General features: G+C 41.5%; 21 protein-coding genes. 12 read left to right on the forward strand and 9 right to left on the reverse strand.

What is annotated here, in order from left to right; translation table 11 throughout:
* Nucleotide 1 precedes the first annotated feature (1 nt).
* The 6 genes from AEQ18_RS08285 (at nt 2) to AEQ18_RS08305 (ending at nt 5,997) form a co-directional block, all read left to right on the forward strand.
* Entirely contained in the window at nt 2-595 is a 594-nt protein-coding gene (locus tag AEQ18_RS08285; RefSeq protein WP_235505517.1) for a DUF624 domain-containing protein, read from the forward strand.
* Complete coding sequence (locus AEQ18_RS08290; RefSeq protein WP_054115862.1) at nt 592-2,013, forward strand: glycoside hydrolase family 43 protein; 1,422 nt, start codon at nt 592-594, stop codon at nt 2,011-2,013. Before AEQ18_RS08285 ends, AEQ18_RS08290 begins: the two co-directional genes overlap by 4 nt.
* 3 nt (nt 2,014-2,016) lie before the next feature.
* Nucleotides 2,017-3,009, forward strand: coding sequence for a glycoside hydrolase family 43 protein (locus AEQ18_RS08295; RefSeq protein ID WP_054115863.1), 993 nt, complete (start codon nt 2,017-2,019; stop codon nt 3,007-3,009).
* Nucleotides 3,006-4,451, forward strand: coding sequence for an alpha-N-arabinofuranosidase (locus AEQ18_RS08300; RefSeq protein ID WP_054115864.1), 1,446 nt, complete (start codon nt 3,006-3,008; stop codon nt 4,449-4,451). Before AEQ18_RS08295 ends, AEQ18_RS08300 begins: the two co-directional genes overlap by 4 nt.
* Nucleotide 4,452: 1 nt before the next feature.
* Nucleotides 4,453-4,698, forward strand: a complete 246-nt coding sequence (locus tag AEQ18_RS15425; protein ID WP_082348626.1) for a DUF6171 family protein — start codon at nt 4,453-4,455, stop codon at nt 4,696-4,698.
* Nucleotides 4,699-4,809: 111 nt separating this feature from the next.
* Complete coding sequence (locus tag AEQ18_RS08305) at nt 4,810-5,997, forward strand: arabinan endo-1,5-alpha-L-arabinosidase (RefSeq protein WP_054115865.1); 1,188 nt, start codon at nt 4,810-4,812, stop codon at nt 5,995-5,997.
* A gap of 198 nt (nt 5,998-6,195) precedes the next feature.
* On the opposite strand, the gene AEQ18_RS08310 is transcribed toward AEQ18_RS08305, so the two are convergent.
* Nucleotides 6,196-7,458: a glycoside hydrolase family 27 protein gene (locus AEQ18_RS08310; RefSeq protein ID WP_054115866.1), complete on the reverse strand. Its 1,263-nt coding sequence runs from the start codon at nt 7,456-7,458 to the stop codon at nt 6,196-6,198.
* Nucleotides 7,459-7,582: 124 nt separating this feature from the next.
* On the opposite strand from AEQ18_RS08310, the gene AEQ18_RS08315 reads away from it, so the two are divergent.
* The 3 genes from AEQ18_RS08315 (at nt 7,583) to AEQ18_RS08325 (ending at nt 13,547) form a co-directional block, all read left to right on the forward strand.
* A complete protein-coding gene (locus AEQ18_RS08315) occupies nt 7,583-8,512 on the forward strand; it encodes an AraC family transcriptional regulator (RefSeq protein ID WP_054115867.1) in 930 nt (309 codons plus the stop codon).
* A gap of 4 nt (nt 8,513-8,516) precedes the next feature.
* A complete protein-coding gene (locus AEQ18_RS08320; RefSeq protein WP_054115868.1) occupies nt 8,517-10,478 on the forward strand; it encodes a glycoside hydrolase family 127 protein in 1,962 nt (653 codons plus the stop codon).
* A 246-nt stretch (nt 10,479-10,724) separates the two neighbouring features.
* Nucleotides 10,725-13,547, forward strand: a complete 2,823-nt coding sequence (locus AEQ18_RS08325; RefSeq protein ID WP_054115869.1) for an endo-beta-N-acetylglucosaminidase — start codon at nt 10,725-10,727, stop codon at nt 13,545-13,547.
* Nucleotides 13,548-13,619: 72 nt separating this feature from the next.
* Here the strand turns inward: AEQ18_RS08325 and AEQ18_RS08330 are convergent, their stop codons facing one another.
* Genes AEQ18_RS08330 through AEQ18_RS08345 form a run of 4 tightly spaced genes read right to left on the reverse strand, consistent with a single transcriptional unit; the run spans nt 13,620 to nt 17,021 of the window.
* Complete coding sequence (locus tag AEQ18_RS08330; RefSeq protein ID WP_054115870.1) at nt 13,620-14,282, reverse strand: ABC transporter permease; 663 nt, start codon at nt 14,280-14,282, stop codon at nt 13,620-13,622.
* A 4-nt stretch (nt 14,283-14,286) separates the two neighbouring features.
* The gene (locus AEQ18_RS08335) at nt 14,287-15,207 is read right to left on the reverse strand and encodes an osmoprotectant ABC transporter substrate-binding protein (RefSeq protein ID WP_054115871.1); all 921 of its coding nucleotides are present in this window, start codon (nt 15,205-15,207) and stop codon (nt 14,287-14,289) included.
* Nucleotides 15,207-15,842, reverse strand: a complete 636-nt coding sequence (locus AEQ18_RS08340) for an ABC transporter permease (protein WP_054115872.1) — start codon at nt 15,840-15,842, stop codon at nt 15,207-15,209. Before AEQ18_RS08340 ends, AEQ18_RS08335 begins: the two co-directional genes overlap by 1 nt.
* A 3-nt stretch (nt 15,843-15,845) precedes the next feature.
* Nucleotides 15,846-17,021 (reverse strand): betaine/proline/choline family ABC transporter ATP-binding protein, encoded by a 1,176-nt coding sequence (locus tag AEQ18_RS08345; RefSeq protein ID WP_054115873.1) that lies wholly within the window; start codon nt 17,019-17,021, stop codon nt 15,846-15,848.
* A gap of 303 nt (nt 17,022-17,324) precedes the next feature.
* On the opposite strand from AEQ18_RS08345, the gene AEQ18_RS08350 reads away from it, so the two are divergent.
* The 3 genes from AEQ18_RS08350 to AEQ18_RS08360 all read left to right on the forward strand — a co-directional run bounded on the left by AEQ18_RS08350 (nt 17,325) and on the right by AEQ18_RS08360 (nt 21,982).
* On the forward strand, nt 17,325-18,221 hold the full coding sequence (locus tag AEQ18_RS08350; RefSeq protein ID WP_054115874.1) for an ROK family protein: 897 nt from the start codon (nt 17,325-17,327) through the stop codon (nt 18,219-18,221).
* 147 nt (nt 18,222-18,368) lie between these two features.
* Entirely contained in the window at nt 18,369-20,663 is a 2,295-nt protein-coding gene (locus AEQ18_RS08355; protein WP_082348627.1) for a helix-turn-helix domain-containing protein, read from the forward strand.
* A complete protein-coding gene (locus tag AEQ18_RS08360) occupies nt 20,660-21,982 on the forward strand; it encodes a family 20 glycosylhydrolase (protein ID WP_054115875.1) in 1,323 nt (440 codons plus the stop codon). The genes AEQ18_RS08355 and AEQ18_RS08360 overlap by 4 nt, the downstream gene beginning before the upstream one ends.
* Nucleotides 21,983-21,998: 16 nt before the next feature.
* Here AEQ18_RS08360 and AEQ18_RS08365 read toward each other — a convergent pair whose 3' ends face one another.
* Genes AEQ18_RS08365 through AEQ18_RS08380 form a run of 4 tightly spaced genes read right to left on the reverse strand, consistent with a single transcriptional unit; the run spans nt 21,999 to nt 26,381 of the window.
* Nucleotides 21,999-23,330: an alpha-L-fucosidase gene (locus tag AEQ18_RS08365; RefSeq protein WP_054115876.1), complete on the reverse strand. Its 1,332-nt coding sequence runs from the start codon at nt 23,328-23,330 to the stop codon at nt 21,999-22,001.
* A 23-nt stretch (nt 23,331-23,353) separates the two neighbouring features.
* Nucleotides 23,354-23,815, reverse strand: coding sequence for a hypothetical protein (locus tag AEQ18_RS08370; RefSeq protein WP_235505512.1), 462 nt, complete (start codon nt 23,813-23,815; stop codon nt 23,354-23,356).
* A 45-nt stretch (nt 23,816-23,860) separates the two neighbouring features.
* Nucleotides 23,861-25,732 carry a beta-N-acetylhexosaminidase gene (locus AEQ18_RS08375; RefSeq protein ID WP_054115878.1) on the reverse strand — a complete coding sequence of 624 codons (1,872 nt, stop codon included), beginning with the start codon at nt 25,730-25,732 and terminating at the stop codon, nt 23,861-23,863.
* Between the two features lie 19 nt (nt 25,733-25,751).
* Nucleotides 25,752-26,381, reverse strand: coding sequence for a YesL family protein (locus tag AEQ18_RS08380; protein WP_054115879.1), 630 nt, complete (start codon nt 26,379-26,381; stop codon nt 25,752-25,754).
* Nucleotides 26,382-26,498: the final 117 nt, after the last annotated feature.

The raw sequence follows: 26,498 nt of genomic DNA on the forward strand, positions 1-26,498 counted from the left end.
AATGAAATGGCTAAATGTGTTGGTCCTTTTGATAGAGTTAAATATACTTTGGCTACTAGGGTTGATACTAGGTTTGTTTTTTATCGGTCTTGTACCAAGTACATCGGCTATGATCAGATTATTCGAAAAGTCAGATTTGTTTACGGGTTATTATTCATACGTTGGTGTTTTCAAACTGTATTGTCACTATTATGTAGAAACGATTAAGACCTGCAAATGGCGAGTTTTATTATTTCCGATAGTAGTTTCCACGATTTATTTGGAATTACTATTTATTCAGAAAGACCAAATGATGAGAGCGGTTTTCCAATGGCCGCTGCTTATCTTGCTAGCATATGTCCTTCTTGTTTTAATAAATAGCATTCTTATTGACGATCGAAGCACAGAGATATGGTGGAAAAAAGCAGTATTTGCACTAATGAGTCCCTTAGTCTTGATTGGAGAATCTATCATTTGCATTTTGCTTATTCTGACTTTTGCGATCATTAGCTTGGCGTATCATTGGTTTTTCTTTATAGCAATATCATTGTTTTTATATACCACATATAGGTGTCTATACAATGGTTATCAAAAGAAAGGGTTATTGAAAATATGATCAAAAAAATACTTCTTTCTTCTATTCCATTAATGCTGTTATTGGTTGGTTGTAAATCTGCATCGGTGGCACAAAAATTAGAGGATCCTGAGTTTGAGGATGTGAGTGTCCACGATCCTTCAATCATCAAGAGTGATGACATGTTTTATATTATCGGTTCACATATGCAATTTGCACAATCAAAGGATCTAATGAAGTGGCAACAAATCTCAAATTCAGTATCCGACGATCAACTTTTCAAGGATATCCGTGCAGAATTAGCAGAAGATTTTTCTTATGCCCAAACAGATACACTTTGGGCAAGTGATATTCAACAATTTAAAAATGGTAAATTTTATCTGTATTATTGCTTATGCCAAGGGGCATCTCCATTATCTGTTATAGGTGTGGCGGTATCAGATAATGTTGATGGTCCATATGAAAAGATTGAATCATTTCTTTATTCGGGAACTTCACCCCAATTCGGAGAAGAATATAATGCCGCTATTCACCCTAATGCTATTGATCCCCATGTGTTTTACGACAATGATGATAAGCTCTGGATGGTATACGGTTCCTATTCAGGTGGTATTTATATTTTGGAAATGGACGATGAAACAGGATTACCCAAAGATAGAGATACCTATGGTACCCATTTATTAGGTGGGAATCACAGTAGGATCGAGGCACCGTATATTCAATACAATGATCAGACAGGATATTATTACTTGTTTACATCATTTGGTGGCTTAGATGCTGATGGCGGATACAATGTTCGTGTAGCTCGATCCTTGAATCCAGATGGTCCATATGAAGATAGCGAAGGCCATATGATGAGTGATGTTAAAGGAAAATATGGTTCATTATTTGATGATGGAAGCATTCAAAATTTTGGACAAAAACTTATTGGAAACTTTGTTTATTCAGGTATTGAGGAAAGGAATGGATATATTTCTCCTGGGCATAATTCAACATATTTTGACGAAGAAACTGGACAATACTATATGATTTTCCATACGAGATTTCCAGACAATGGAGAGTATCATTCTGTTCGTGTCCATCAAATGTTTTTTACAGAAGCCGGTTGGCCAGTTATTGCCCCTTTACGTTATGCAGGAGAAGTCATTAACGATTACACTCCGGCCCAAGTAGTTGGCGATTATAGTGCGCTGATCTTTAATAAACTAATTTCTGATGAAGCAAGTACACCGCAGGCCATCAAGCTATCAAAAAATGGTCAAATTACAGGCGATCTTTCAGGTAACTGGAAAATCGCTGATGAGAACAGCCAATATGATGCTGAAGTCGAAATTTCTGAAGTTGTTTATAAAGGAAAATTTATCTCATGTTGGGATGAAAATCAGCATAAACAAGTAATGACTTTTACGGGAACCTCAGAGTCAGGTATTCCATTATTTATTGTGAAGAATGAGGGATGACACATGTCGAAAATTAGTACAGAAAAAGAGCAATTGCAAAACCCAATCGTACATACACGTGCAGATCCGTGGGTATATTTACACACAGACGGTTTTTATTATTTTACAGGATCTGTCCCAGGATATCAGGCGATAGAGATACGTAGAGCAAAATCTCTAAATGAATTAGAGAATGGAGAAAAGAAAATCGTATGGTACGCACATGATGAAGGACCGTTAAGCCAATTGATTTGGGCGCCTGAGATACATTTCATCCGCGATAGCTGGTATATCTATTTTGCCGCGAGTGATGACGCTGAGGTAAGGGATCAGAAGCATCATCATCGGATGTTCGTAATTGAAAATAATCACGTTGATCCTTTCAAGGGGGAATGGACTGAAAAAGGGCAAGTAGTGACTCAGTTTGAAAGTTTTAGTTTGGACGCAACGGTTTTCGAGCATCGAGATAAATTATACTATGTCTGGGCACAGCAAGATCCTCGCATACCGGGTAATTCAAATTTGTATATCTCAGAGATGGCTGATCCATGGACATTGAAAGGCAAGCAGACACTACTATCTATTCCGGAATATCCCTGGGAAAAAATTGGGTTTATGGTCAACGAAGGTCCTGCAGTGATTATTAGGAATAATAAAGTCTTTATCACTTATTCCGGTAGTGCAACGGATGAAAACTATGCTATGGGGCTTCTTTGGGCAGAGGAAAATGCTGATCTGCTAAATGGTTTTTCTTGGCACAAAAACGTAGATCCAGTTTTCAAAACTTCTGAAAGAAATGCACAGTATGGACCTGGGCATAACTCATTCACTAAGAATAATGAGGGAGAAGATGTGTTGATTTACCATGCTCGTCCAGAAAAAAATCAAACCGGTGATCCTTTAGCAAATCCGAATAGACATGCAATCGCTCAAGTTTTTACGTGGGATGAAGCAGGTTTCCCAGTTTTTGGTGAACCTGTACCAAACATTAAATCTGAGGAAAAGGTGATGGAATGACAATCAAAATCTTAAACACTAAATCAGGAAACACCATCAGTAAATACATCTACGGCCATTTTTCTGAGCATCTAGGCAGATGTATCTATGAAGGACTCTATGTAGGGGAAGATTCATCAATCCCAAATAAAAATGGCATGCGAATAGATGTAGTGGAGGCTTTAAAAAATATTCAAATCCCTGTATTGCGCTGGCCAGGCGGGTGTTTTGCTGACGAGTACCACTGGAAAGATGGAATTGGCCCAAAAGAAGCACGCAAAACGATGGTCAATACCCATTGGGGCGGCGTGACGGAGAACAACCACTTTGGGACGCATGAATTTTTTGAATTGGTGAAGCAGCTTGAATGTGATGCCTATGTGAATGGGAATGTCGGCAGCGGTACTGTGCAAGAAATGTCTGAATGGGTCGAATACATCACGATGGATGGGATTTCACCAATGGCCGATCTTAGAAGAGAGAACGGGCATGATGCTTCTTGGCCAATGAAATTTTTTGGTGTTGGGAATGAAAACTGGGGCTGCGGCGGGAATATGCGTCCTGAGTATTATGCGGATTTATACCGACGTTATCAAACCTATGTCCGTCAATATGGTGATCAAAAAATTTATAAAGTCGCTGGCGGTGCCAATGTGGATGACTACAATTGGACAGAAACATTAATGAAGAATGCCCATTGGCTCATGGATGGTCTAAGTTTGCATTACTATGTCCATCCGCAAGGCTGGGAGAAAAAAGGCAGTGCTTTGGACTTCGATGAGGCGGAATGGGGTGTCACCTGCGAAAAAGCAGCGTATATGGATGAGTTGATCACCCGCCATAGTGCTATTATGGATCAATATGATCCTGAAAAACGCGTCGGCATCATTGTGGATGAATGGGGGACTTGGTTTAGTGCCGAACCTGGAACCAATCCTGGATTCTTATATCAGCAAAACACGATTCGCGATGCGATGGTTGCTGCGATTACACTAAATATTTTTCATAAACATGCGGAACGTGTTCATATGGCGAATATCGCGCAAACCGTGAATGTATTACAAGCAATGATCCTGACAGATGGTGATCAGATGGTGAAAACGCCGAGTTATCATGTGTTCGATTTATATAAAGTCCACCAAGATGCTGAAAGAATCGAAAGCCATGGAAACCATGGTGAGCACATCACGTATACGATTTCTAAAAAAGAGAACACGTTGCATGTATCGATTTGTAATTTTGACATCACGGCAACTGAAGCACTGTCCTTCACATTAGAGTCAGCCATCAAAGAAGTCAAAGAAGCGCGTTACATCGCTGGACATACGATGAATGCCCATAATGATTTTGATCATCCGGATACTGTGACGATCCAAGCATTTCAAGCGTATCAGGTCGATGAAGCGCAACTGTCAGTGACCGTACCGCCGATGAGTGTGCTCACGATCTCATTGTCCCTGTAAAATGACTTGCAAAGGGTGCGATATCAAAGATACAGCAGCGGCAGCCAGTGAAAACATTGACGCGTTGATTGCTGAGCAGTTAGAGATGGAAATAGATTTGGCATTGCCTGAAGTAGTGGCTCGCCGAATAGCGATCTGCGAAGGCTGTCCCTTGCGTATCAATCATACCTGCAGTAAGTGCGGGTGCTTTTACAAATTCAGGGCAAACTTAGCCCACAAGGATTGTCCTGTGGGAAACTGGCGATAACAAAGAGGACTGTGGCTAAAAGAATCCAAGTGTGAAGCATCCTTAAGCGGCTTCTTTACGTTTGATTCGTGTCGCAGGACTCTTTTATTTTTTTAAAAAGGAGAAAATGACATGGAAGGTATAAATGGGGTGCATGATCCAACGATCATTGAGCATGAAGGAATCTATTATTTGTTTTCAACCGATACACAACAACCGATGACGATGGGTATCCCTATTCGCAGTTCCAAGGATTTGGTGCATTGGCAATTTGAAACAACTGCATTTTCTGAAATGCCAGTATGTGCTGTTGATTGGAGCCATGCACAAGGATTGTGGGCACCAGAAGTTATCAAATATCAGCAAACATTTCGTATGTATTATTCTGCATCTACATTTGGCAGTACCACATCTTTTATTGGATTGGCCACTGCACCACATCCTTTAGGCCCATGGATCGATCAAGGGGAGATCGTCAAAACCTCTCCAGCACTGGCAGCTCATAATGCCATCGATGCGAACATCGTGACGGATCGGGACAAAGAACAATGGCTAGTATATGGGTCGTTTTTTGATGGGATTTATCTTGCGCCGATTGACAAAGAGACGGGGAAAATGACTGCGTCAGGATATGATCAGCGTATTGCTTACCGGCCAACTTCTGTGGACACTGCCATTGAAGGTGCGTTTATTCATTATCATCCTCAAACAGATATGTATTATCTATTTGTTTCGTTTGATTCTTTACATGATTCTTATCATATCCGTGTGGCACGGGCAAAAGAAATCACAGGACCTTATCTTGATTGGCGAGGGAATGTGATGACTGATCAAGAGGAGGACCCTGCGGAGATAGGAACAAAAATTTTAGGAAGTTATCAATTTCTTCATGTGGCGACAGTATACGCTCCTGGACATAATTCAATTTTTCAAGATACAGACGGTGACATGTATCTGGTCCATCATGCGCGAAGACGACCTTTCAGTGATGATTTTTATTTAAACATCCGCAAGTTATTTTGGCTGAACACCGGCTGGCCTGTTGTATCTGCCATGACATTTCAACAGTCCTATACTGAAAAACCAACGGCAGCGGAAATAGTGGGTGAGTGGGAACTGATCCAGTTTGATGCTACTTCAGAAGTGACACATTCACAACATATAACCATTGATAAGATAGAAAAAAATGGTGAAAATTATTTATGGCAGGGACAAACTTTTTCAGCCTATTTTGAGCAAGTTAATGACAAGAAGGAACTATGCTTATCTGGTATGAACGCGCAAGGATATTCATTTATTGGGAAAAAGTGTCAATTTTAGCAATTATTTCATTGATTGATTATATTAAAATAACTGATAGATATTGTTTTTGTGGTCGATAAGAAAAAAATGCTAGACAAAGAACGGCGTTAACGATCCTTTGTCTAGCTGATATAACGAAGAAACAATGAGTAGGGATGACTCTTTTGACAGATGTTAAGTGACACCGTGAATGATGATATTGACAGTTTCTAGTCCTCATGTTGTACTTTTTAGTAGTAAAGCACCGTGAGAGGGGATCTCTGTTTCTGAAAGATGACATTCTTTTTGTCGCCAACAATCAAGGCCCTTATCGATCGAAAAATGCTGTTGCAATGTTTGAGGGAATGGCTGCGTGTCTAACCCCACGTTGAAGATGGCATGGTATGTCGCAGCAGCGCTTGTTGCTTGCCAAATGATCCATGTGTCATCTCGATATATTTCTCTTTGGGTATCTAAGGTTTGGTACATCTCTAAAACTGTTTCGTTGGTGAATAAATGTAGTGTGAAATCATCAATATCAGGCAAAGTGCCGCCAAACATTAAAGGCGATTGGCAAATGGTCCATAACGTCATCAAAAGGTATTGTTCATCTTTGGTGAATCGTGTCCAATTATCACCACCGCCACCGTCAACGGCTCGAATCCCAATATGGCCTAAAGGCAGCATATCACAATCGGGCCAATTGCCTGGACGAATAAAAGGTGCCCATTCTGATGCACGATCAAACATCGTATAAAGCGCATCCCAATGATCCCAAAAATCGTCTGTCAGCCGCCACATATTGGCATGGTTTTGAAAGAAACTGCCATTTTTCAAAGCAGCTGGTCCGGGAGAAAGAGAAAGCACGATTTCACGTCCAGTTTTGTCAATTGCTTGTCGAATCGCTTTGATTTCTGCTAGGTGGGCATCACCATAAAGTCTTGAATCTGCGATATCATCTACTTTGATAAAATCAACACCCCATGACGCATAAAGTTCAAGCAATGAGTCATAGTAGAGTTGCCCTTCAGGTAAAGAAACATCTACGCCATACATGTCAGCATTCCAAGGGCATATAGAATTTAGCGCAATATCACGAGCGCGTGCTGTTGTACCTTTGATTGCTGTATTTTGGTGGACGGCTTGACGAGGGATCCCTCGCATGATATGAATGCCGAATTTTAAACCTTTCTGATGGATGTAATCGCCTAATGATTTGAAACCGTTATCATGTTTGGCGGAAGGAAAACGATTTTCGGCAGGCGTCAAACGAGAAAAGGCATCCATAGTCAACGGATAGAAATCGTTGTAGCGGGTCGATTTGGCCTCAGGTTCACTCCACTGAATATCTACAATGATATATTCCCATCCATAAGGTCGTAAATGTTCTGCCATAAAATCGGCATGGGCAATCACTTCTGCTTCAGTCACAGAAGCACCATAACAATCCCAAGAATTCCATCCCATAGGTGGTGTTTTTGCATAATCTAAAAATGACATGTTCTTCCTCCTTTTTTTTCATAGGGTCATTATAGGCAGTGGTGAAGAGAGAGATGGAAAGTTTTATATAGTAAATAGATGAAAAGAAAGAAATCATCATTCTTTTTTTAGAGGAGTTGAAGGAATGTTTGGTCGCCTTGACAATTACGCAAAAATCACTGCTTTTTATAGTATTGCATTAGACTACTTTGACATGGATTTGCATCAACATGCTGCTTATGAAATTATGTTCGTTACTGAAGGCGCGTGTAAAGTCTACCTTCCAGATAGAGTTTTGGCGCTGCGACCGAATGATTTTGTGTGCATCGCAACGAATCAAAAACATGCATTGCAAGTAGAAGAGGGATCGCCCTGCACGCTATTGAATCTTGAATTTATCTTACAAAATCAACCAACTGATATAGGGTTAGAAGATATCCAAAGTGTTGCCAAGACGTTTTTTTCTGAACAAGCAGTTTCCTCTCCTTGTGTGATAAGTAAAGATATTCGGCATTTTGGTCAAGCATTGACATCATTGATCCAACTATTGATTCTTACGAATAGTCAGACAATGAATAAAGAAGAAAATCAATTTAGTGTTGCCTTGCAATTTAAGCGGATGATGATGGAATTGATTGTATGCTTACGGGCAAAAAATTCCGCCTTGGGTAATAAATATGTGAATCAAGCAATAGCCATTATTCAAGCGCAATATGATCAATCTTTGCTGGTCAGGGATATTGCAACAGCAATCGGGATTACACCAGCGTATTTGCACCAATTGTTTTTTGCCCAGATGGGCATAAGTGTTGGACAATTCATAACAGAGGAACGTTTAAAACAAGCTGTTTTTTTGTTGGCAAATAGTCAACTGCCAATCATAGAAATTGCTATACAATCCGGCTTCAATAGCCGTCAGCACTTTTCCAATACATTCAAGAAGAAAAAGGGGCTGACACCAAAAGCATACCGCCAATTATATCGGCAAGAAATCATGAGAGAAGATGGCCAACATATTGTAGATGGTGATGCAGGGTTTTCTGTGATGGTAAAAAAAACGTACCAAGAAAGGTGAGATCATGAAAGAATTTGACTTACATGAAGTGACATTGAAGGATACATTTTGGCGAAACTATCAGAGAATCGTGAGAGAAGAAACGATTCCTTATCAGTATCAAGTACTAAATGATGCTTTGGATATCGATGTACAAGCAGAACGAAAAGATGATTCTTTACCCGCCGGCAAGAGTCACGCATTAGAAAACTTTCGTATAGCAGCTAGGCAGACTGAAGGAACACACTTTGGCTGGTTTTTCCAAGACAGTGATGTCTATAAATGGCTTGAATCAGCTGCATATAGCTTGGTCAATCAAAAAGATTCGGCACTGATCGATAGCATAGATGAAGTTGTTGAATTGTTGGCTGCAGCCCAAGAAGAGGATGGCTATCTGAATACGTTCTTTCAATTGACCCGTCCGGAGTTGAAATATCGACAGTTGTATTTTAGCCATGAATTGTATTGCGCAGGACATTTGGTTGAGGCAGCCATTGCCTATGATCTGGCGACAGGCAAGAAACAGCTTCTGGAGATCGCTGAAAAAAACGTCCGAAATATCATGCAGTATTTTGGACGAGAAGCCAATCAAATCCAAGGTGCAGATGGCCACCAAGAAATAGAATTGGCACTAGTGCGGTTGTATGAGCATACGGATAATGAAACATACTTGGCATTGGCAGACTTTTTCTTAGAAGTTAGAGGCGAAAATCCAGATTTTTATGAACAAGAAATTGCTGAAAATGCAGCGTTGGGATTATCCGCTGAACAACCCGCTATTGACTTAACGTACTTGCAAGCCTATGACCAGCCAAAAAATCAACGGGAAGCTAAAGGCCACGCCGTTCGCCTGCTCTATATGGCTAGCGGTATGGCAAAAGTTGCCCAGTATACAAAGGATTCAGCACTTATAACGGCTTGCGAAGCGATTTGGAAAGATATTGCCTATAAAAAGATGTATATAACAGGCGGTGTTGGTGGAACTGTTCATGGCGAAGCTTTTATTGGTGCGTATGATTTGCCAAATGATACGATGTACTGTGAAACATGTGCATCGATCGCATTGGTCCAATTTTCATTTGAGATGTTTAAATTGACACAAGAACATCATTATTTAGATGTTTTGACGCAAGCGTTATATAATGGTGTGCTAGCCGGTGCCTCCATCGACGGCAAACAGTTTTTTTATGTGAATCCATTGGAAGTAATGCCAGAAAGTTGTCGTCATAACCCTGGAAAAGGCCACGTGAAGACCCAACGCCCAGATTGGTTAGGTTGTGCCTGTTGTCCGCCAAACTTTGCACGGATGATCAGTGCCTTGCAACGATTTGTTTATACCCAAGAAGGAAATACATTGTTTATCAACCTTTTTGTCGCAAGTCATCTAAAACGGACCAATCAATTTACCATCGAACAAATAGGTGACTTTCCATTTGACGATCAAATGACGATCAATTACAGTGGGATTGCGCAGAAAATCATCATCTATAAACCAAAATGGCTTAAGTCTTTTCAAGTTGATAGCCAACAAGTATGGCATGAAACGGATCAAGCACTTATTTTTGAAGCGAGCACAAAAGTGACGGCTCGAATCACATTTCAACAGCCGGTTCAGATGCTAGGCGCCAATCCATTGGTAACGCAAGATATCAATCAAGCAGCTATTCAGCGGGGACCCTTTGTCTATTGTTTAGAAGAGTCGGACAACGGGAAAGGCATTTCTCAGTGTCGAATCCCAATTGATTCGGTAGCTTTCACTATAACAGAGAGTCAAAAGCTATTGCCAAGGACACTAGAAATAGATGTTGCTGGTTTTCAAAGTCAAAGATGGGGACAAGAAGCACTCTACCTGCCGCTGTCAGAAGAATATGCACCAAAAAAATGGCGGATGATCCCATACCATTTGTGGGGGAACAGGGGTGAAGGAGAGATGCGTGTCTGGCTACCTTTGGCAATGCAGCTCCAAACAGGTAACAATATAAAATGAAACTAATGAAACAAGAAGCGCAAATCATGCTGCTTCTTTTTTTATTATAAAAAACACTTGTTAAGAAAAATCAATCTCGATATTTCTTAAATCTGTTGCATCATTCCTTTAATTTGTTCCTATATATTTTTATTTGGAAGCGTTATCTTTGGTGTGAGAACTCCCCCAAATGATTTTAAGTTGGTATGACTTCGCATGTTTTCAATAACAAGCGAATCAATATATAGTATATAAGGAGGAAGAAGTGTGACGAGTAAATTGAGAAAAGCAGGGGTGGCGATGCTTCTGTTGGCGGCTTCAGCACAGTTGGCCGGTTGCAGCCAAAGTGAGGCAGATACAGCAGAGGTCGTGTATAAGGAAACAGCAAAAAGTACCATTGAGAAGGCGATGGATAATCAACCGGAGTCTTCTTATTGGTTTCCAGAAGACTTGTTGGATTGGTCTTATGCAGATGATCCTGATGCCCAATATAATACCAGTGTTGTACCGTTGGCTGCGCGGGTGGACAAGCAGACCTTGCCGCAAATGAATGACAGCCAATATGCAGAAACCAAGGTTGTTGCATTGTCGATCATGAATAGCAGTACGAGCGGCAATTCACCTAGAGGCATCAATACGTTTGATGCCAATGTGTTCTCTTATTGGCAATATATCGATCAATTGGTTTATTGGGGCGGCTCCTCTGGTGAAGGCATTATCGTACCGCCAAGTCCTGATGTGACAGATGCTGCACATAAAAACGGTGTGCCCGTTTTAGGCACGGTCTTTTTCCCGCAAACGGCACATGGCGGCAAGTTAGAATGGTTGGATACATTTTTAGAAAAAGACGATCAAGGGAATTTCCCAATCGTGGATAAATTGATTGAAGTCGCTGAGGCATATGGTTTTGATGGCTGGTTCTTCAATCAAGAAACAGATACAGTCGTGACGAGCTTTGATGAAGCCTCCGATGGTACGTCACAAGATACAACAGCTGAAGGTGGTTTGAACGAATCTCATGCCAAAGCGATGCAAGAATTGATCGCACAGTTCAAGGAAAAAGCAGAACATTTAGATATCATGTGGTACGATTCTATGACGACAGATGGGAAGATGGACTGGCAAAATGCCCTGACAGATGAAAATAAAGCGTACTTAGTGGATGCAGAGATGGAACCTTTATCAGATAGTATGTTCCTGAATTTCTGGTGGACCAGTGATCGACTGGCAGATCAAGAACTCTTGAAGGCATCGAATGAAAAAGCGTTAGAGATCGGCATTGATCCATATAACTTATTGGCAGGGATCGATGTTCAAGAAAATGGCTATTCTACCCCAGTACGGTGGGATCTATTTACGGATGATCAAGGCATTCCTTATACATCATTGGGGTTATATGTGCCAAGTTGGACCTATACGTCATCCAGCAATCCCGATGATTTCCAGGCCAAAGAAAATGCCTTCTGGGTCAATACATCCGGCGATCCTCGAGAAAGTACCTTGCCAGAAGACACCGAATGGCCAGGGATCTCCACTTATGCATTAGAACAGACTGCGATCACATCACTACCTTTTGTGACCAATTTCAATCTAGGAAATGGCTATAATTATTTCATTGATGGGGAAAAAGTATCTAGCCGCAATTGGAACAATCGAAGTTTGCAAGATGTTTTGCCGACCTATCGCTGGGTCTTCGATCATGAAGACGACAATCAGTTAGCGGTCACTGTCAATTATGCGGATGCATATAATGGTGGAAATGCGTTGAAACTGAGGGGAAATATGACCGAAGGTGCAACGAGTCAAATGGCGCTATATCATACGCAGGTCAAACTGGAAACAACGACCAAAATCAGCGCCACAGCCAAAGCAACGGATAAAACAGCTTTATCCTTGATACTGACATTTGAAGATGGCAGTCAAGAGATCCTTGAAGGGGATCAAGAAGTAGGCACGGAATGGACGACAGTCAATTATGATGTAAAGAACTATGCGGATCAAACTGTGACAGACATTGGTTTAGCGATAAGTAGCAAAGCAACGAATGATGTCTATGAGATGAATTTAGGCCAATTGGCGATCGGGGACCACGAAGCTAGCCAATTAGGTGTCGACAATGTGCAAGTTGAAGACGTCTTATTTGATGAAGAAGAAGGCAATTATGCAGGGGTTCGCTTTACTTGGGAAGCAACGACTGATGGCGCCAGCTATTACGAATTGTATCAAATCAACGCAGATGACAGCCGTTCATTCTTAGGTGCAACACCTGCAGAAAATTTTTACTTGAATGCATTGGATCGACAAGAGACGGATACGACAACTTTTGCTGTTTTGCCAGTCGATCAGTACGGTCATCGTGGGGCGCTATCTGATACAGTTGATATTACTTGGCCAGACAATCAAGTGCCTAAAGCATCCTTCACTGCTTCCAAAACATTGGCAGCACCGGGTGAAATGATCACTTTCACGAACACATCTTCTAGCAACACAGAAGAAGTCAGTTGGACATTTGAAGGCGGAAACATTGATTCAAGCAGTGCGAACGACCCGCAAGTGACCTATGACCAACCTGGCACGTACACTGTTACTTTAACTGCCAAAAATGCGTCTGGTGAAACGCCTATTGAAATGACAGGCTTGATCACAATACGTGAGGATGCACCGAATGATTTGACACTTTTATCTGAAGGCGCAGATGTCAGTGCCAGCTCATTTGTCAATGATGCTGAAGCACCTGCCTTTGCAGTGGATGGGGACACCAGCACGAAATGGTGTGCCACAGGGAATGGGCCGCATGAATTGACGATTGATTTGGGCAGTGCGCAAACTGTCAGTGAAGTGCATATCGCACATGCCGAAGCTGGAGGAGAAAGTCCGGATATGAATAGTCGTGCGTATACGATTTTGGTGAGTGAAGACGGCAAAGACTTTGAAGCCGTTTCTCGTATTTTGACCAATGAGGCAGCGGAATCTAGTCACACATTTGCAGCCAAAGAAGTCCGATATGTGAAGCTGAGTATCGATAAACCAACGCAAGGCGCCGATTCTGCAGCAAGAATCTATGAAGTGCAAGTGTATGGGATGAAATAAATAGGTTGGATCAAAACCAACGATTAGATGCAAAAAAACCGTTTTGTCAAAACTCTGACAAAACGGTTTTACTTATTTCGATGTCCGACTCGCAGGATCCAAGCGGCGTTCAATGAAACTCAAGCCTAAGTCTGTGATGATTGCCATCAATGCAGTCGGCAATGCACCTGCCAAAATGATCGACGCACCATCTGTAGCGTTTGTTCCTCGGATGATGATGTCACCTAGACCTCCAGCGCCCACAAAGGCACCAATGGCTGTGATACCAATCGCTACGACCAAGGCATTGCGGATTCCCGCCATGATCACAGATACAGATAAAGGCAATTCGATCATGTACAGCCGTTGCCAACTGGTCATGCCCATCCCTTTACCGACATCTAATGTATTGCGGTCAACTTGACGCATGCCAGTGTAAGTGTTCTTGATGATCGGCAATAAAGAATAAAGGAAAATCGTTAGAATGACGACATTGACACCCAGTCCCATTCCAATCATCAAAATTGAAATCATCGCCAAAGAGGGAATCGTTTGGATAATGTTCGCAAAACGAATCACCCAGTCAGCCAAGCGCATTTTTTTGGAAATCAAAATACCAATCGGAATACCTGCGATGGCTGCAAAAAGTACGCCGTAAATCGAGATCAAAAAGTGACGGAGAAACTGCGTGAACACATAGCCGCCATTTTCTTGAAAATAGAACACAAATTGTTGAAATAGATTCATATCAGCCATGGGATCACTCTCCTTCAAAATAATTATTTTCTTCTAAGAAACGTTCTGCAACAACAGTTGGTTCTAATAGATCATTGTCAACTTGATAGTTCAATTCTTGCATTTTTTCGGTATCGATCGTGCCAGCTAATTTATTCAATGCATCGCCAACTTCAGGTGTATCTTCCAGCAATTTGTTGTCAACAACTGGTGCTGCGTCATATGGCGGGAAGAAATGCAAGTCATCTTCTAGCATGACAAGATCGTAACTGCCGATTCGTCCGTCTGTCGAATAGCCTAAAACAATATCCATTTTGCCGTTATCCACAGCATCGTAGACTAAGCCGATCTGCATCGGTAGAATATTTTGGAAAGAAAATCCGTATGCTTCTTGGAATCCGTCATAACCATCACCGACACGGGTGATCCAAGCGGTATCGACACCGGCCACCAATTGGTCGGCAACATCTTTCAGGTCGCTCACTTTTTCCAATCCATACTCTTCTGCCGTATCTTTGCGAACTAAGAAAACGTAGGTATTGTCAAAACCATAAGAAGGAAACCACGTTTGGTCATAACGTTTCTCAAATTCGGATTTGACCTTCTCAAAAGCAGCATCTGGATCTGATTCTGGTTCTAACCCTAATGTCGTCGTTAAATCAGTCCCTGTATAACGTGCAGACGAGATGGATGCATCGCCATTCATCATCGCTTGATGGTTGATGGTCGTTGTCGCTAAGTTATTGATGACTGTTGTATTTTTGTCCGTATAATGTTCGACCATGCCCGCCACGATAGCGCCAAGAATTTGTGCTTCTGATGTGATACCGCCAGTGATGGCGATCGTATCATCTGTCGATGTCGATGCCAATCCAGGGAATGAACACCCTGATAGGAAAACGAGACCCAAAGAGAAGAGCAAGGTTAGTTTTGCTTTGATTTTCATTAAGCATCCCCCCTTAAAGCAGCCGGTGTTAATTTGTTTTCTAGCAATCCAAGCAACCAGTCTGCCAATAAAGCAAAAATAGTTACAGGAATCGTTCCGGCAAAAATCAATGGTGGTTGATAGTTGTTCAAACCACTGAAAATCAAGTCGCCTAATCCGCCCGCACCAATATATGAAGCCAAGGTTGCCCATGCCAATACATAGACGGCAGACAAACGAATCCCCGCCATGATCGTTGGGATCGCCAATGGCAATTCTACACTAACGATGGATTGGAGGTTGGTCATCCCCATACCTTTCGCGACATCACGGTAATTCCAATCGACTTTTTTCATCCCGATATACGTGTTGCGCAAAATCGGCAGCAATGAATAGATGAACAATGCCGCGATCGCTGGCACTTTACCGACACCTAAGATCGGAATCATCAAGGCCAATAAGGCCAAAGAAGGAACGGTTTGCAACGCACTGGTGATGCCGATCACGATGGAGGCTGCTTTAGGAAAACGGGTCAAAATCACGCCGACAGGCACAGCCACGAGGATACCTAGCAGCAATGCTGCAAATGAAATATATAAATGTTCGATACTTTTGCTGACGATTTGACCGCCATATTGATCTATGAAGCTTTGCATGAACTAGACCTCCTCTGTTTCAGCAGGTTTCACTGATTCGATTGCGTCGGAGATCGAAGGCTCGTCGCCCCAGATCACATCATAGACGATGTCAACTAATGAAGCACGGGTCAAGATACCCACAAGATGTTTATCAGCATCGACGACAGGCACATATTTTAATCCGCGTTTCAAGATACGCTGCAATGTATCACGCAACAACGCTGTTTCCCGCACAAAAAAGACATCCTTGTTCAAGATATCTCCTACACTCGTGACTTTGCCACGGTTTCGGTCGATAGATTCTACATCGATATAGCCTTTCAGCACATTGCTGTTGTCAGTGACCAACAGAGTATCTACCCGTTTTTCACGCATCAAGCGGATGGCTTCTTGCAATGATTTTTCTGGTGTGATGGCGATTGGTGTATTCAACATGACATCTTTGACTGGTGTCGTGTCAGGTTTTGCTTGCAGTAAGCGATCCTCCCCAATCAACTCTTCAACGAACGGTGTTGCAGGGTGTTGAAGAATGTTGGCAGGAGTATCAAATTGAATGACTTTCCCTTCACTCATGATCACGATTCTGCTAGCTAACTTGAGAGCTTCATCCATATCATGGGTAACGAAAACAACCGTCTTACCAAGACGTTCTTGCAAATCTTTGACCAAATCTTGCAGCGAATCACGGGTAATTGGATCCAATGCACCGAAAGGTTCGTCCATCAAGATCACATCTTGATCGGCAGCTAAGGCACGAACAACACCAATCCGCTGTTGTTGCCCACCGGATAATTCATTTGGATAGCGGTCAAGCATTTCGCGGGGCAATTCTACTAAGTCAATCATTTTTTCAGCGGTTTTGTTGCGTTCTTCCTGGCTGACTTTCAATAGTTTTTGTACCAAAGTAATATTTTCGCGAATCGTCATATGGGGCATTAGACCAATACTTTGAATCACATAGCCGATTTTGCGGCGCAGTTCAACTGGGTTGATCTCAGTCACGCTTTTTCCATTGATCAAAATCTTTCCTTTAGATGGGTCAGTCATACGGTTGATCATCCGCATACAAGTGGTTTTCCCACTGCCGCTGGTCCCAATAAAACAGATGAATTCACCTTTATCAAAAGACAAATTGACATCTTCGACGGCTACTTTTCCACCTTTATAAATTTTGGCTACTTGCTGAAACTCAATCATGTTGTCACCTCAAATTTTATTTAAGTCAACTATTTCGACTTATACTCTTTCCTTAGTATGCCGAAAAGTTATGGGTTATTCAAATGATTTGACTTTTACTGTGTTATTTACACACTATTTTTTTAGAGGGTCATCGAAAAGGAACCAAATTTCCTCGATAGACGATCAAGGAGAGAATTCCTTACGTAACAAGTGAAAGAGACGATATTTGACGTTTTTCACATAGTGGCGAAGAATTTACATATAGTCATATGTCAAATTGGCTCCTTATACTAGAGGTACTTTAAATAAAGGGATGGTAGCATGGATATTTTGACAATTGATATTGGCGGCACAATGATAAAGTCAGGGGTAATTGATCGAAACGGCACCATAATCTCGAGAGGAAACTTTCCGATGCCTGCCGCTTACGAACAATTAACCGCACACTTGATCGATCATATTGAGCAACACTATGGACGTATGTTTGATGGTATCGCAATTAGCAGTACCGGTTTGGTTGATCCGCAGACCCAAGAAATTGGCATAGGTTCGGTACTGTATGAAGCATTCGGCCAATCACTCGTTAAGGAATTGGCGCGTTATTTTCACCTACCAGTATCCGCAGAAAATGATGGGAACTGTGCCCTCTTGGCAGAAAAATGGTTAGGTAACGGGAAGAACTGCAAAGATTTTGCGACAATCGTCCTCGGTACATCAGTGGGCGGCGCCTTGATGATCAATCATCAATTGGTACGAGGCAAACATTTGGTAGCGGGAGAATTTGGCTATATGTTATATCCATCTGATCCGAAGCCTTGGGAAATATGGAGCTTGGTAGGCTCTACACGTGTACTTGTAGAAGAAGTCAGTCAAAAGTTCGGCAAACCGCTAGATGGGCATCAAGTAGCGGCACTTTTTGAAGCAGGGGATACGCAGACACAAGCATCGGTCGATACATTTATTGAGAAATTAGCGGTTGGTTGTTATTCATTACAATATATGGTTGATCCAGAAAAAATACTCATCGGTGGCGGTATTAGCAAAAGTGATTTTTTGCTCCCTGCGCTGCAAAGGGAAATAAATCGTCTGGCGGCCACGATCCCTAGTAACATTATCGTGCCACAGGTTGAAGCTTGTTTATTTGGCAATGACTCGAACTTGATTGGCGCTTGTTATTATTTTTTAAATAAATTCGAAATAAAAGGTCAAACGAAATGATAATCTTGTATTGTTATTTTTTGTCCTTTGAATCATAATAATAATGAAAACGTTTTTAAATAAATTTTAATCATCTTTATCAAAGGAAAAGGCCGAATCCTCCGTCAAATCAATTGTGCGGAATCCTACAGACACGGGAGGATCAATATGGAATATACAGGTAAAAGAAGAGGGCAAAAGAAAGTAAGTGGTGTAAGTAAGGCAATCTTATCGTACTTGATTGTTTTTTTACTCCCATTTCTGATCATTTCTAGTATTTGGTATGTTGCTTCAGTAGAAAGCATTCAGCAACAAGTCGAGCTAATGGCAAAAAACCAATTGATCCAATTAAAATATTCTTTAGAAAACAATTTCATTCAATTGAATTATTTGACGCAAAAAATGAGTGGTGATTATTTGCTCACTCTGAACTCTATGCGTCATCCTTATTATGCGAAAGAGGGGAAAGAACGCTTACAGGCATATAAAATGACCAGCGAATTCGTCGAAGAAACATATCTTCATTATAAAGACGATCAAGACAGATTGTATTCTTCTGTAGGCATCTATACAATTGAAACGTTTTTGCACAATGTATTAGAAAATAATACAGAACACACAACCCAACTCATCGAGCAATTAAATGTGGATGCACCAACATTGTTGACCGTTAGTGAAGCAGAAGCAATGACCCGCATATCAAGATTTTTTTATGTGGTACCTTTGCAAAATGATGATTTGCCTGCCTATGGGTCAGTTATCTATGAAATCAAAGAATCTAGTTTGAAAAGTATGCTGGATCTCACATCCAGCGATGGGAATTCAACCAATTTTCTCGTCAATGATCAAAGCCAGATCATCGCGAGTACGCAAAAAAATACAGTGACAGAACAATTTGAAAATACCGACGTGTTGAAAAGTGCGCTAGCTGAAAAACAGGTGAAGTATGATCAACAGAACTATTTGATCCAAACTCTCCCAAATAGTGATTTAGGTATCTCAGTCGTGTCTGTTACAAATATGGATAGCGCGCTAAAAAGTGTCAATCGTGTGCAGAATAGTTTTTTTGCCACGTTTGTGATCATGCTTGCTATTGGTGTTGTGGTCGTCGTTATCATGGGACGCAGAAGTTATCGGCCGATTGAACGGATCGAAAAATTGGTGAGAAAGCACACACCTGAAACTGCAGTATCGACACTAAGCATAGAAGATGTGCATACCACGCTCGAGGATTTCTTTGCCAAACACCAAGCGTTGCATCAAGAGATTCAATTGCAGACCCCTCATGCCAGAGAACAAGTGATTCGAAAATTGATTAGTGACCGCTTTGAATCAAGTCAAGAGTTGGCGCTGTTGCTGAAAGCTGTCCATGTCCAGTTCCCGGCAAATCATTATTTTGTGATGGTAATGGATGCAAAAAATATCAACGCCAAAGAAAAAAATCAAGAATCTGCCTTTTTGATTGATTCGATTGAGCAAGTGGTGACTAACCACTATGCTGTGTATGCAACAGAAATCTTGAGCAGCGAATTGATTGCCCTGGTGATCGGTTTTGAGCAAAGAACAAAACCAGATAAAATCGTGGAAGAAATGCTGGCATTGATCTCAAAGAAAACAGATATCGTTCCCCCGATCGGCATCGGGACTGTGGTCCACCAATTAACTTCTGTAAATGTATCCTACATCGAAAGCTTGGCAGCATTAGACTATCATTCAGCCAACAAACAATCGATCGTTTATTATCGAGATATCACCTATGAGACAAAAGAAAATACGATTAGTTATCCTGAAGGAAAGAAACTAAAACTGATCCAAGCACTGAATCAGGGAAACAGCAAAGTGGCGACTGAAATGATCCATACACTGATTTCAGAAGTTCGTCTTAAAGGCTATTCAATATCTGTCCAAAAAATGTACGGCTTTTATGTATTAAACGCCGTAGCCCAAGTGGGCGAACAATTAGCTGGTCAAGCGATTCTACAAAAAGCGGAAGAAATGGTTGAGTTTAGTCATTTGAATCAATTAGAAAAAAATCTGGTGGCTTTGGTACACTTGATTTGCGAAGAAGTTCAGGCGAATACACCAAAACCTGCGATAAATATGAGCGAAACAATCATTGATTATATGCAGAAACACTATACTTCCTCACAGCTTTGCTTGGAAAATCTAGCAGAGAAGTTCGATGTCTCTGTCTCTTATGTCAGTCGCTATATTAAAAAAGAAACAGGAATGACATTTTCCAAGTATGTTCAAATGCAGCGCTTGAATAAAATCAAAGAAGATTTAGTGGAAACAAATCGACCGATCAAAGAGATCATCCAAGAAAATGGCTACTACGATGTGTCTAACTATACAAGAAAATTCAGAACCATCGTTGGTATGACACCCGGGCAATATAGAACATTTTATCAAAGTGCCGATCCATCCATCGAAAACAATGCAGATATAGGAGAGAAGATATGAACGCAGCGAATAGGTTTATCTATCAAGAAGAGAACAAAGAAGTGGTTGACGCGATTGAGCAGCTTATAGAAGAAACATCGATCGATCATGTAGGTCTGAAGCAGCCAATAGTAGTGCGCGTGGATCCAGCGTTAGACGAAGATTTTGTGATCAATCCTGTGGAAGGCTGGATCTCTGGGCGAAATCAAGCAGAATTATTTCATGGTATCACCAAATATGTATTGCTGTCTTCTTCGAAAGAAGTCAACGAACCAATGACTGTCACTGCAAAAGTCAGCGAACGCTGTGTCATGATCGACATAGGGCGAAAGTTCTATTCTTTAAAGAGGTTAAAACAATTGGTGCGAAGTATGGCTTGGTTTCAATGCACGCATTTACAACTTCATTTTTCGGAGAACGAAGGATTTCGTATCGAATCAGAAGTATTTCCCGAAATCGTGTCAGAACAACACCTCAAAAAATCTGAGATCAAAGAATTGATCGATTATGCGAAACGCTATTTCATTGAATTGATTCCAGATTTGGATTCACCCGGGCACCTTAAGCAACTATTGCACCATTATCCAGAGTGGCAACTGCCTATGAAAGATGGAACGATGGATGAACGTGCACTGAATATTGTGCATCCAGATGCACAACAGTTTATCAAATCGTTATATGACGAGTACGCAGCGCTATTTTCTGGAAGTCATTATTTTCATATTGGTGCAGATGAATTTATTGATTTTGATGCACTGGAAACTTATCCTTTGCTAGTCGAAACCGCAAAGGAAAAGTACGGAGAAAAGGCGAGTGGGATTGAAGTTTTCATTGAATATGTCAATGATATCATTGACCACGTCCGCCAATTGGGGTTTACTGTACGCGTGTGGAATGATGGGTTCTATCGCTTGAATCGTGAAGAGCAATGTGTACTATCAAAGGCATGCCAAGTATCTTATTGGACCCGTTGGAATCCGAACATGGCGCCAGTTTCATTTTATTTGGAAAATGGCTATGAATTGATCAATCATAACGACAATTTTTTCTATTATGTATTAGGCGAAGCGGCAGGATATACCTATCCTACGTTTGAGAAAATCCAAGAGTCATTCCAATTGACCACATTTGCCCATAACCAACAGGTAGCCGAAAAGTGGCTTCGTCAGTCGCCAGCGATCGCGCTGTCGATATGGGCTGATATACCAGAAGCAAAAACAGCACAAGCGGTGATTGAGGATGCGTTTTGGCTATTGGCAGCGATTCATCAAAAAGTGTATGCACTAGAAGAATCTAAGGCGATGTATCAGCCTTTGTACAGGGCATGGCATACAACATGAAGAAGGGCAGCTTTTCTTATAGAGGAAAGCTGCCGTTTTTTTCATCTGATTCGTGCAAAGTGATTTCTAGGACAGGAATGAGGGTGTCTGGTTTCACTATAGGGAGCGCCACCAACAAGTCATCAGGACCAATGGTTTCTTCAGTAGAGGTAATGACTTCCTGAGGGTCGTATCCGCGATAAAAAATTTCTGATCCATCTGTAAGTAAACGAATACTGCGGACTTTTTTTGCAATATCTCTAATATAAAGTTGTTTATAAGGATAGGAAAAAATATGGAGGTATAATTTTAGCCCATTTTGAGTATAGCGGCAATCCGTGGGTGGACTATACATGCTTGGGCCGCAGCCAATAATGGACTGTTTGTTCAACCGCATCCATTCCCCAATAGCCTGTAGTCGTTCGCGGGTACGCGGATCGATTTCCCCCCGTGCATTTGGCCCGATATTCAGCAGGAAATTGCCATTCTTTGCAACCGTGTCGATCAACATTTTCAACAGCATATCACTAGATTTCCATTCTTGGGCATCACGATCATAGCCCCACGTACCATACATCGTTTGACAGGCCTCCCATAGAACAGGTAAACCGTCTTTTTCAAACGGTTTTTCTGGTTGAAACTGTTCTGGCGTGGTGATGCCGCGACCGAGTGCCAAACGATCATTCAAGAGCATATCTGGTTGGTGTGTGCGGCAAATCGTTTCCAATCGGAGACTATCCCAATCAAGAGGACCTTTCCCTTTAGACCAGCCCCAGTCACGATGACTATAAGGGAAATCAAACCACATATAGTCGATTTTACCGTACTGGGTGACCAATTCTTCTACTTGATGGGCAATGAAATCTTGGTAGAGGGTCATGTTTCGTTGGTCGTTGTTCAGACGCGCCTCTTGATGGTTTCTTTGGGGATGCAATCCATCTAATGAAAAGTGTGGATGATACCAGTCAATCAACGAATGATATAAGCCGACTTTGATTCCTTCTTGGCGAAAAGCAGGCAGCAATTCAGCAAGTAAATCTCTTTTGAACGGAGTGTTCGTTATTTTATAATCGGTGAATTGGCTATCCCACAAGGCAAATCCTTCATGATGCTTGGTTGTGAACACCATATATGTGATACCGGCAGATTTGGCTGCTTTGGCCCACCTTTTGGCATCGAACAAATCAGGGTCAAAACCATCAAAATATGTTTCTCGATAGGTTTTTGGGTCTATTTCCTCAGTCGTCATATACCATTCATGGCGGGCACCAACACTGAATAAACCAAAATGGATAAATAGACCAAAACGGTCATGAATAAACCAGTCTGGCGCAGGGTAAGTGGTAGGCCAATTGGCGAATTTCCTCATCATGTTGTACTCCTTTTGTGTATTCAATCAATGAATGATGTATTTGTCATAACTGTCTGTTGGATTTTCCACGCTGCGCCTTCTTTAACAAATGTATGATGGGCCTGTGTGATATGATTTCGATAGCTATTTTCACCCAAATTGATTGTTTGTTGTTGGGCGGCCACCAGCATAGAGGACGCCTCTTGCTTGACTATCTCAAAAGAAAGCAAGGTATGCGCTAACGTATAGGTGTCAAAGAAAGTCGTCATTTCTTGCGCTGTTTCCTCATGTGCACTAGAGACCAATGTATCAATATAGGTTTCAATATCTTTATTGGAAGCTGCAGTCAAGTTCTTTTCTAACAAATCAAAACAGATTTGTGCATCACGCTGATTTGTGACAGCACCTGTGATTCCATTGGCTTCAATCGTGTGAGATGTAGCTTTTGGTGCTGAAAGATAGAATGTGGCCAATAATCCAGCGAGGAGGATAACAAATATCAATCCCCACTTTTTCCTTCGGTTGTTCATGCAATCATTCCTTTCTGTTTAGACATCTGAAATTTTACTTGGGCTGTAGATACCATGAAAAAGATTTCGACCGAATCCTTCTGGAGATGGATACAATTCGTCATAAGGGAGCCGCGGGCCAATCAATTCAGGTAGTACGGAAATCGAACCGTCTAGATAGTGGCTTAAACGCCAAATCGTCGTGTCAATGCGATTCATCAGGGCACCGTAGCGTAAGTCCATGATTTCAAATCCAAAGGGTTGATTCCACTCAAACCATAACGATCGATAGGTATCGTAAAGTTGCCGCAAAGCTTTTTTAAGTTGAGTTGCTTGGTGAAGATGACTTTGTATTTCTGATAAATCATTTGTTTGATAGGCAAGGTGAAGCGTATGCCCGAAATCTGCCTTGTTTGACAATACTTCGGCAAGCTGCTGATAATAATGAAACATCTTTTGTGTATCAGCAGAGACTTGCACGTGCTGCAACTCTTTTGCTAGCTGTTGATAATGTGCTTTAAGGGGTTCAGCAGCCAGTGTTTGATCATACAGGCCAAATAATAAATCTTGATAGAAAACGAGCTTGCTTGGGTTTGCGCCACTGGGATTATCCATCGGAACGCCCGGTGTTTGATCAAATTGAGACAATAAAAGGAAATCTTCTGCTGCCAATTGATGGAAACGTCGAAAAGCTGCAGCAATCTCTGTAATCGTCGGATCAGGATGAAATTGATATTCTGCAAACAATTGCAAACCGAGCAGCGATGCGATCAAAGGGGTTTCTCCGCCGTCATCCCCCCATAATGTGGCATAGATTGTCTGGATATTGGCCTTTTTTGCTGCAGATAACCCTGCCCTTGAGGTAGCAATGGTTTTGCCATAATTAGGTGCAAGACCATTCCAAGTCCAAATTCCACCAGCAAAAATCACTGGCCGCTGCAACTGCTGATGGTCCCGAAACAACTGTTGATAACGGGCTTCGTCATGGTGGTAGTAGTCCCAATAGACCATTGTGACTTCTGGTATTTGCTGCGGCAAATCTTCAGGAAAATCAACATCGGGGTCATAATAATCACCCGTTTTGGACCCAAGTCGAAAGAACATGTCACTCCACATCATTGGTTTGAGTGATAGTTTGTTGCAAATGGCGACTACTTTTTGCAGATGCTTTGTCATGATCGAGAAGCGATCTTCAGGCCCGTGCTCCTCAAAATAGGTTCCTTTACCCAATTGATGAGCTTCATCCATGCCAATATGGATCTTATCAGTGGAGAAGCTCTGCTGAATCGAAGTTAAAGCTGCCTCGATAAATTGATATGTTTTAGGCGCGTCTACAAGTAAAATGTCGCTGGTATCTTTCATGTCTTTAGCAAAGCCCCACTTGAGAGGATTGGTCAAATGCGCCAATGTTTGGATAGCTGGAACCAATTCGATGCCAATTGCCTGAGCATATTGATCCAATTCTTGCAGCTGCTTTTGGGTATACCTCCCCTTCAGATAGCCAAAATAAGGAAATTCAGGTATCTCATAGGTATCCTCCATATAGAGCAAACATGTATTCAAGCCCATTTTTCCACACAGCAAAATAAATCTTTTGGCTTGTTCGATCGTTAGAACAGCATTACGGGAAAGATCGATCATAGGACCGATTTCTTTGAATTGTGGCTGTTCTTCAAAGGTAAAGGTTGCTTCAGGTTGGGTCACCCATAACACCAATGCACGGAATAAGTGGGCCTTTTCTTGATAAAAAATGGTGGTACTAGTTGGTGTTTTGACGATTTTTAGCGAGCCGCTACGTTGGATCAAAATCATCTTTTCGCCAGATTCGTCTAGCTGCAGCTGCAATTCTGGCGCTGCAATTTGCCAGAAATCAGTCAACGTGGGGTCGCTTGTTTCTATATGAATAGGCATCCTTGTTTTCCTTTCTGACTTATTCAAAGAGCGCTTTTTTTTCCTCGCCCCGCTGAATCGCTTGGAATGTAAACCAACTGATTGGGAAAATCACCATGGGAATAAAGGCAGTCACAACTAAGATAGGGAAGAATGTGGCAATCACCGATGCAACAAAAATACCCAAAATGATTGCAATTGTCTGCGGGAGGCTGATCATCATCAATAAAAAGGCTACTTTAAAATAATGCAGATGGCTGAGGGAGTATCGCAAATAGACTGGAAAAAGATACACCCCGGTTAACAGAGCCATTATCAAAAATACGGTCAAAACAAAATGGATCAAACTATTTTGTACAAAAGTACTGGAAATTCTGAGATCAACCCAAAGGAAACCAACCATCCCACATAGAATCAAGGCCAACTGATTGGTTTTTAAAAAATGATTTTTGTACGTATTCTTGAACCATGGATACAAAGCAGGTCCAGTTTCTTTTCTTTGAAACGTTAATAAAAAATAATGCATCACTGTAGTGATTGCTGGGAAAATACCAAATAGCACACCTCCGCGAATGATAAAAAACAAACAAAAAAATTGTAGTTTGATCAAGGACAACAACCAATCCCCTAGACGATAAGAAAAACGATACAATTGTTTATTTTCTTCCATAAAAATCCCTCCGTTCTTATAAAATGATAGCACTTACAATGCTGTGCTGATAGGTAAAAACGAATAGTACATAGCATGTACTAAAATGACATATCTCAGCACTTGCTTGAAACAAAA

This window comes from Enterococcus sp. RIT-PI-f, from assembly GCF_001297065.1.
GTDB lineage: Bacteria > Bacillota > Bacilli > Lactobacillales > Enterococcaceae > Enterococcus_D.

Bases quoted from the DNA above. Each gene is read 5' to 3' on its own strand.
- AEQ18_RS08285 (WP_235505517.1), top strand. From the start codon at position 2: ATGAAATGGCTAAATGTGTTGGTCCTTTTGATAGAGTTAAATATACTT.
- AEQ18_RS08290 (WP_054115862.1), top strand. From the start codon at position 592: ATGATCAAAAAAATACTTCTTTCTTCTATTCCATTAATGCTGTTATTG.
- AEQ18_RS08295 (WP_054115863.1), top strand. From the start codon at position 2,017: ATGTCGAAAATTAGTACAGAAAAAGAGCAATTGCAAAACCCAATCGTA.
- AEQ18_RS08300 (WP_054115864.1), top strand. From the start codon at position 3,006: ATGACAATCAAAATCTTAAACACTAAATCAGGAAACACCATCAGTAAA.
- AEQ18_RS15425 (WP_082348626.1), top strand. From the start codon at position 4,453: ATGACTTGCAAAGGGTGCGATATCAAAGATACAGCAGCGGCAGCCAGT.
- AEQ18_RS08305 (WP_054115865.1), top strand. From the start codon at position 4,810: ATGGAAGGTATAAATGGGGTGCATGATCCAACGATCATTGAGCATGAA.
- AEQ18_RS08310 (WP_054115866.1), bottom strand. From the start codon at position 7,458: ATGTCATTTTTAGATTATGCAAAAACACCACCTATGGGATGGAATTCT.
- AEQ18_RS08315 (WP_054115867.1), top strand. From the start codon at position 7,583: ATGTTTGGTCGCCTTGACAATTACGCAAAAATCACTGCTTTTTATAGT.
- AEQ18_RS08320 (WP_054115868.1), top strand. From the start codon at position 8,517: ATGAAAGAATTTGACTTACATGAAGTGACATTGAAGGATACATTTTGG.
- AEQ18_RS08330 (WP_054115870.1), bottom strand. From the start codon at position 14,282: ATGGCTGATATGAATCTATTTCAACAATTTGTGTTCTATTTTCAAGAA.
- AEQ18_RS08335 (WP_054115871.1), bottom strand. From the start codon at position 15,207: ATGAAAATCAAAGCAAAACTAACCTTGCTCTTCTCTTTGGGTCTCGTT.
- AEQ18_RS08340 (WP_054115872.1), bottom strand. From the start codon at position 15,842: ATGCAAAGCTTCATAGATCAATATGGCGGTCAAATCGTCAGCAAAAGT.
- AEQ18_RS08345 (WP_054115873.1), bottom strand. From the start codon at position 17,021: ATGATTGAGTTTCAGCAAGTAGCCAAAATTTATAAAGGTGGAAAAGTA.
- AEQ18_RS08350 (WP_054115874.1), top strand. From the start codon at position 17,325: ATGGATATTTTGACAATTGATATTGGCGGCACAATGATAAAGTCAGGG.
- AEQ18_RS08355 (WP_082348627.1), top strand. From the start codon at position 18,369: ATGGAATATACAGGTAAAAGAAGAGGGCAAAAGAAAGTAAGTGGTGTA.
- AEQ18_RS08360 (WP_054115875.1), top strand. From the start codon at position 20,660: ATGAACGCAGCGAATAGGTTTATCTATCAAGAAGAGAACAAAGAAGTG.
- AEQ18_RS08365 (WP_054115876.1), bottom strand. From the start codon at position 23,330: ATGAGGAAATTCGCCAATTGGCCTACCACTTACCCTGCGCCAGACTGG.
- AEQ18_RS08375 (WP_054115878.1), bottom strand. From the start codon at position 25,732: ATGCCTATTCATATAGAAACAAGCGACCCCACGTTGACTGATTTCTGG.
- AEQ18_RS08380 (WP_054115879.1), bottom strand. From the start codon at position 26,381: ATGGAAGAAAATAAACAATTGTATCGTTTTTCTTATCGTCTAGGGGAT.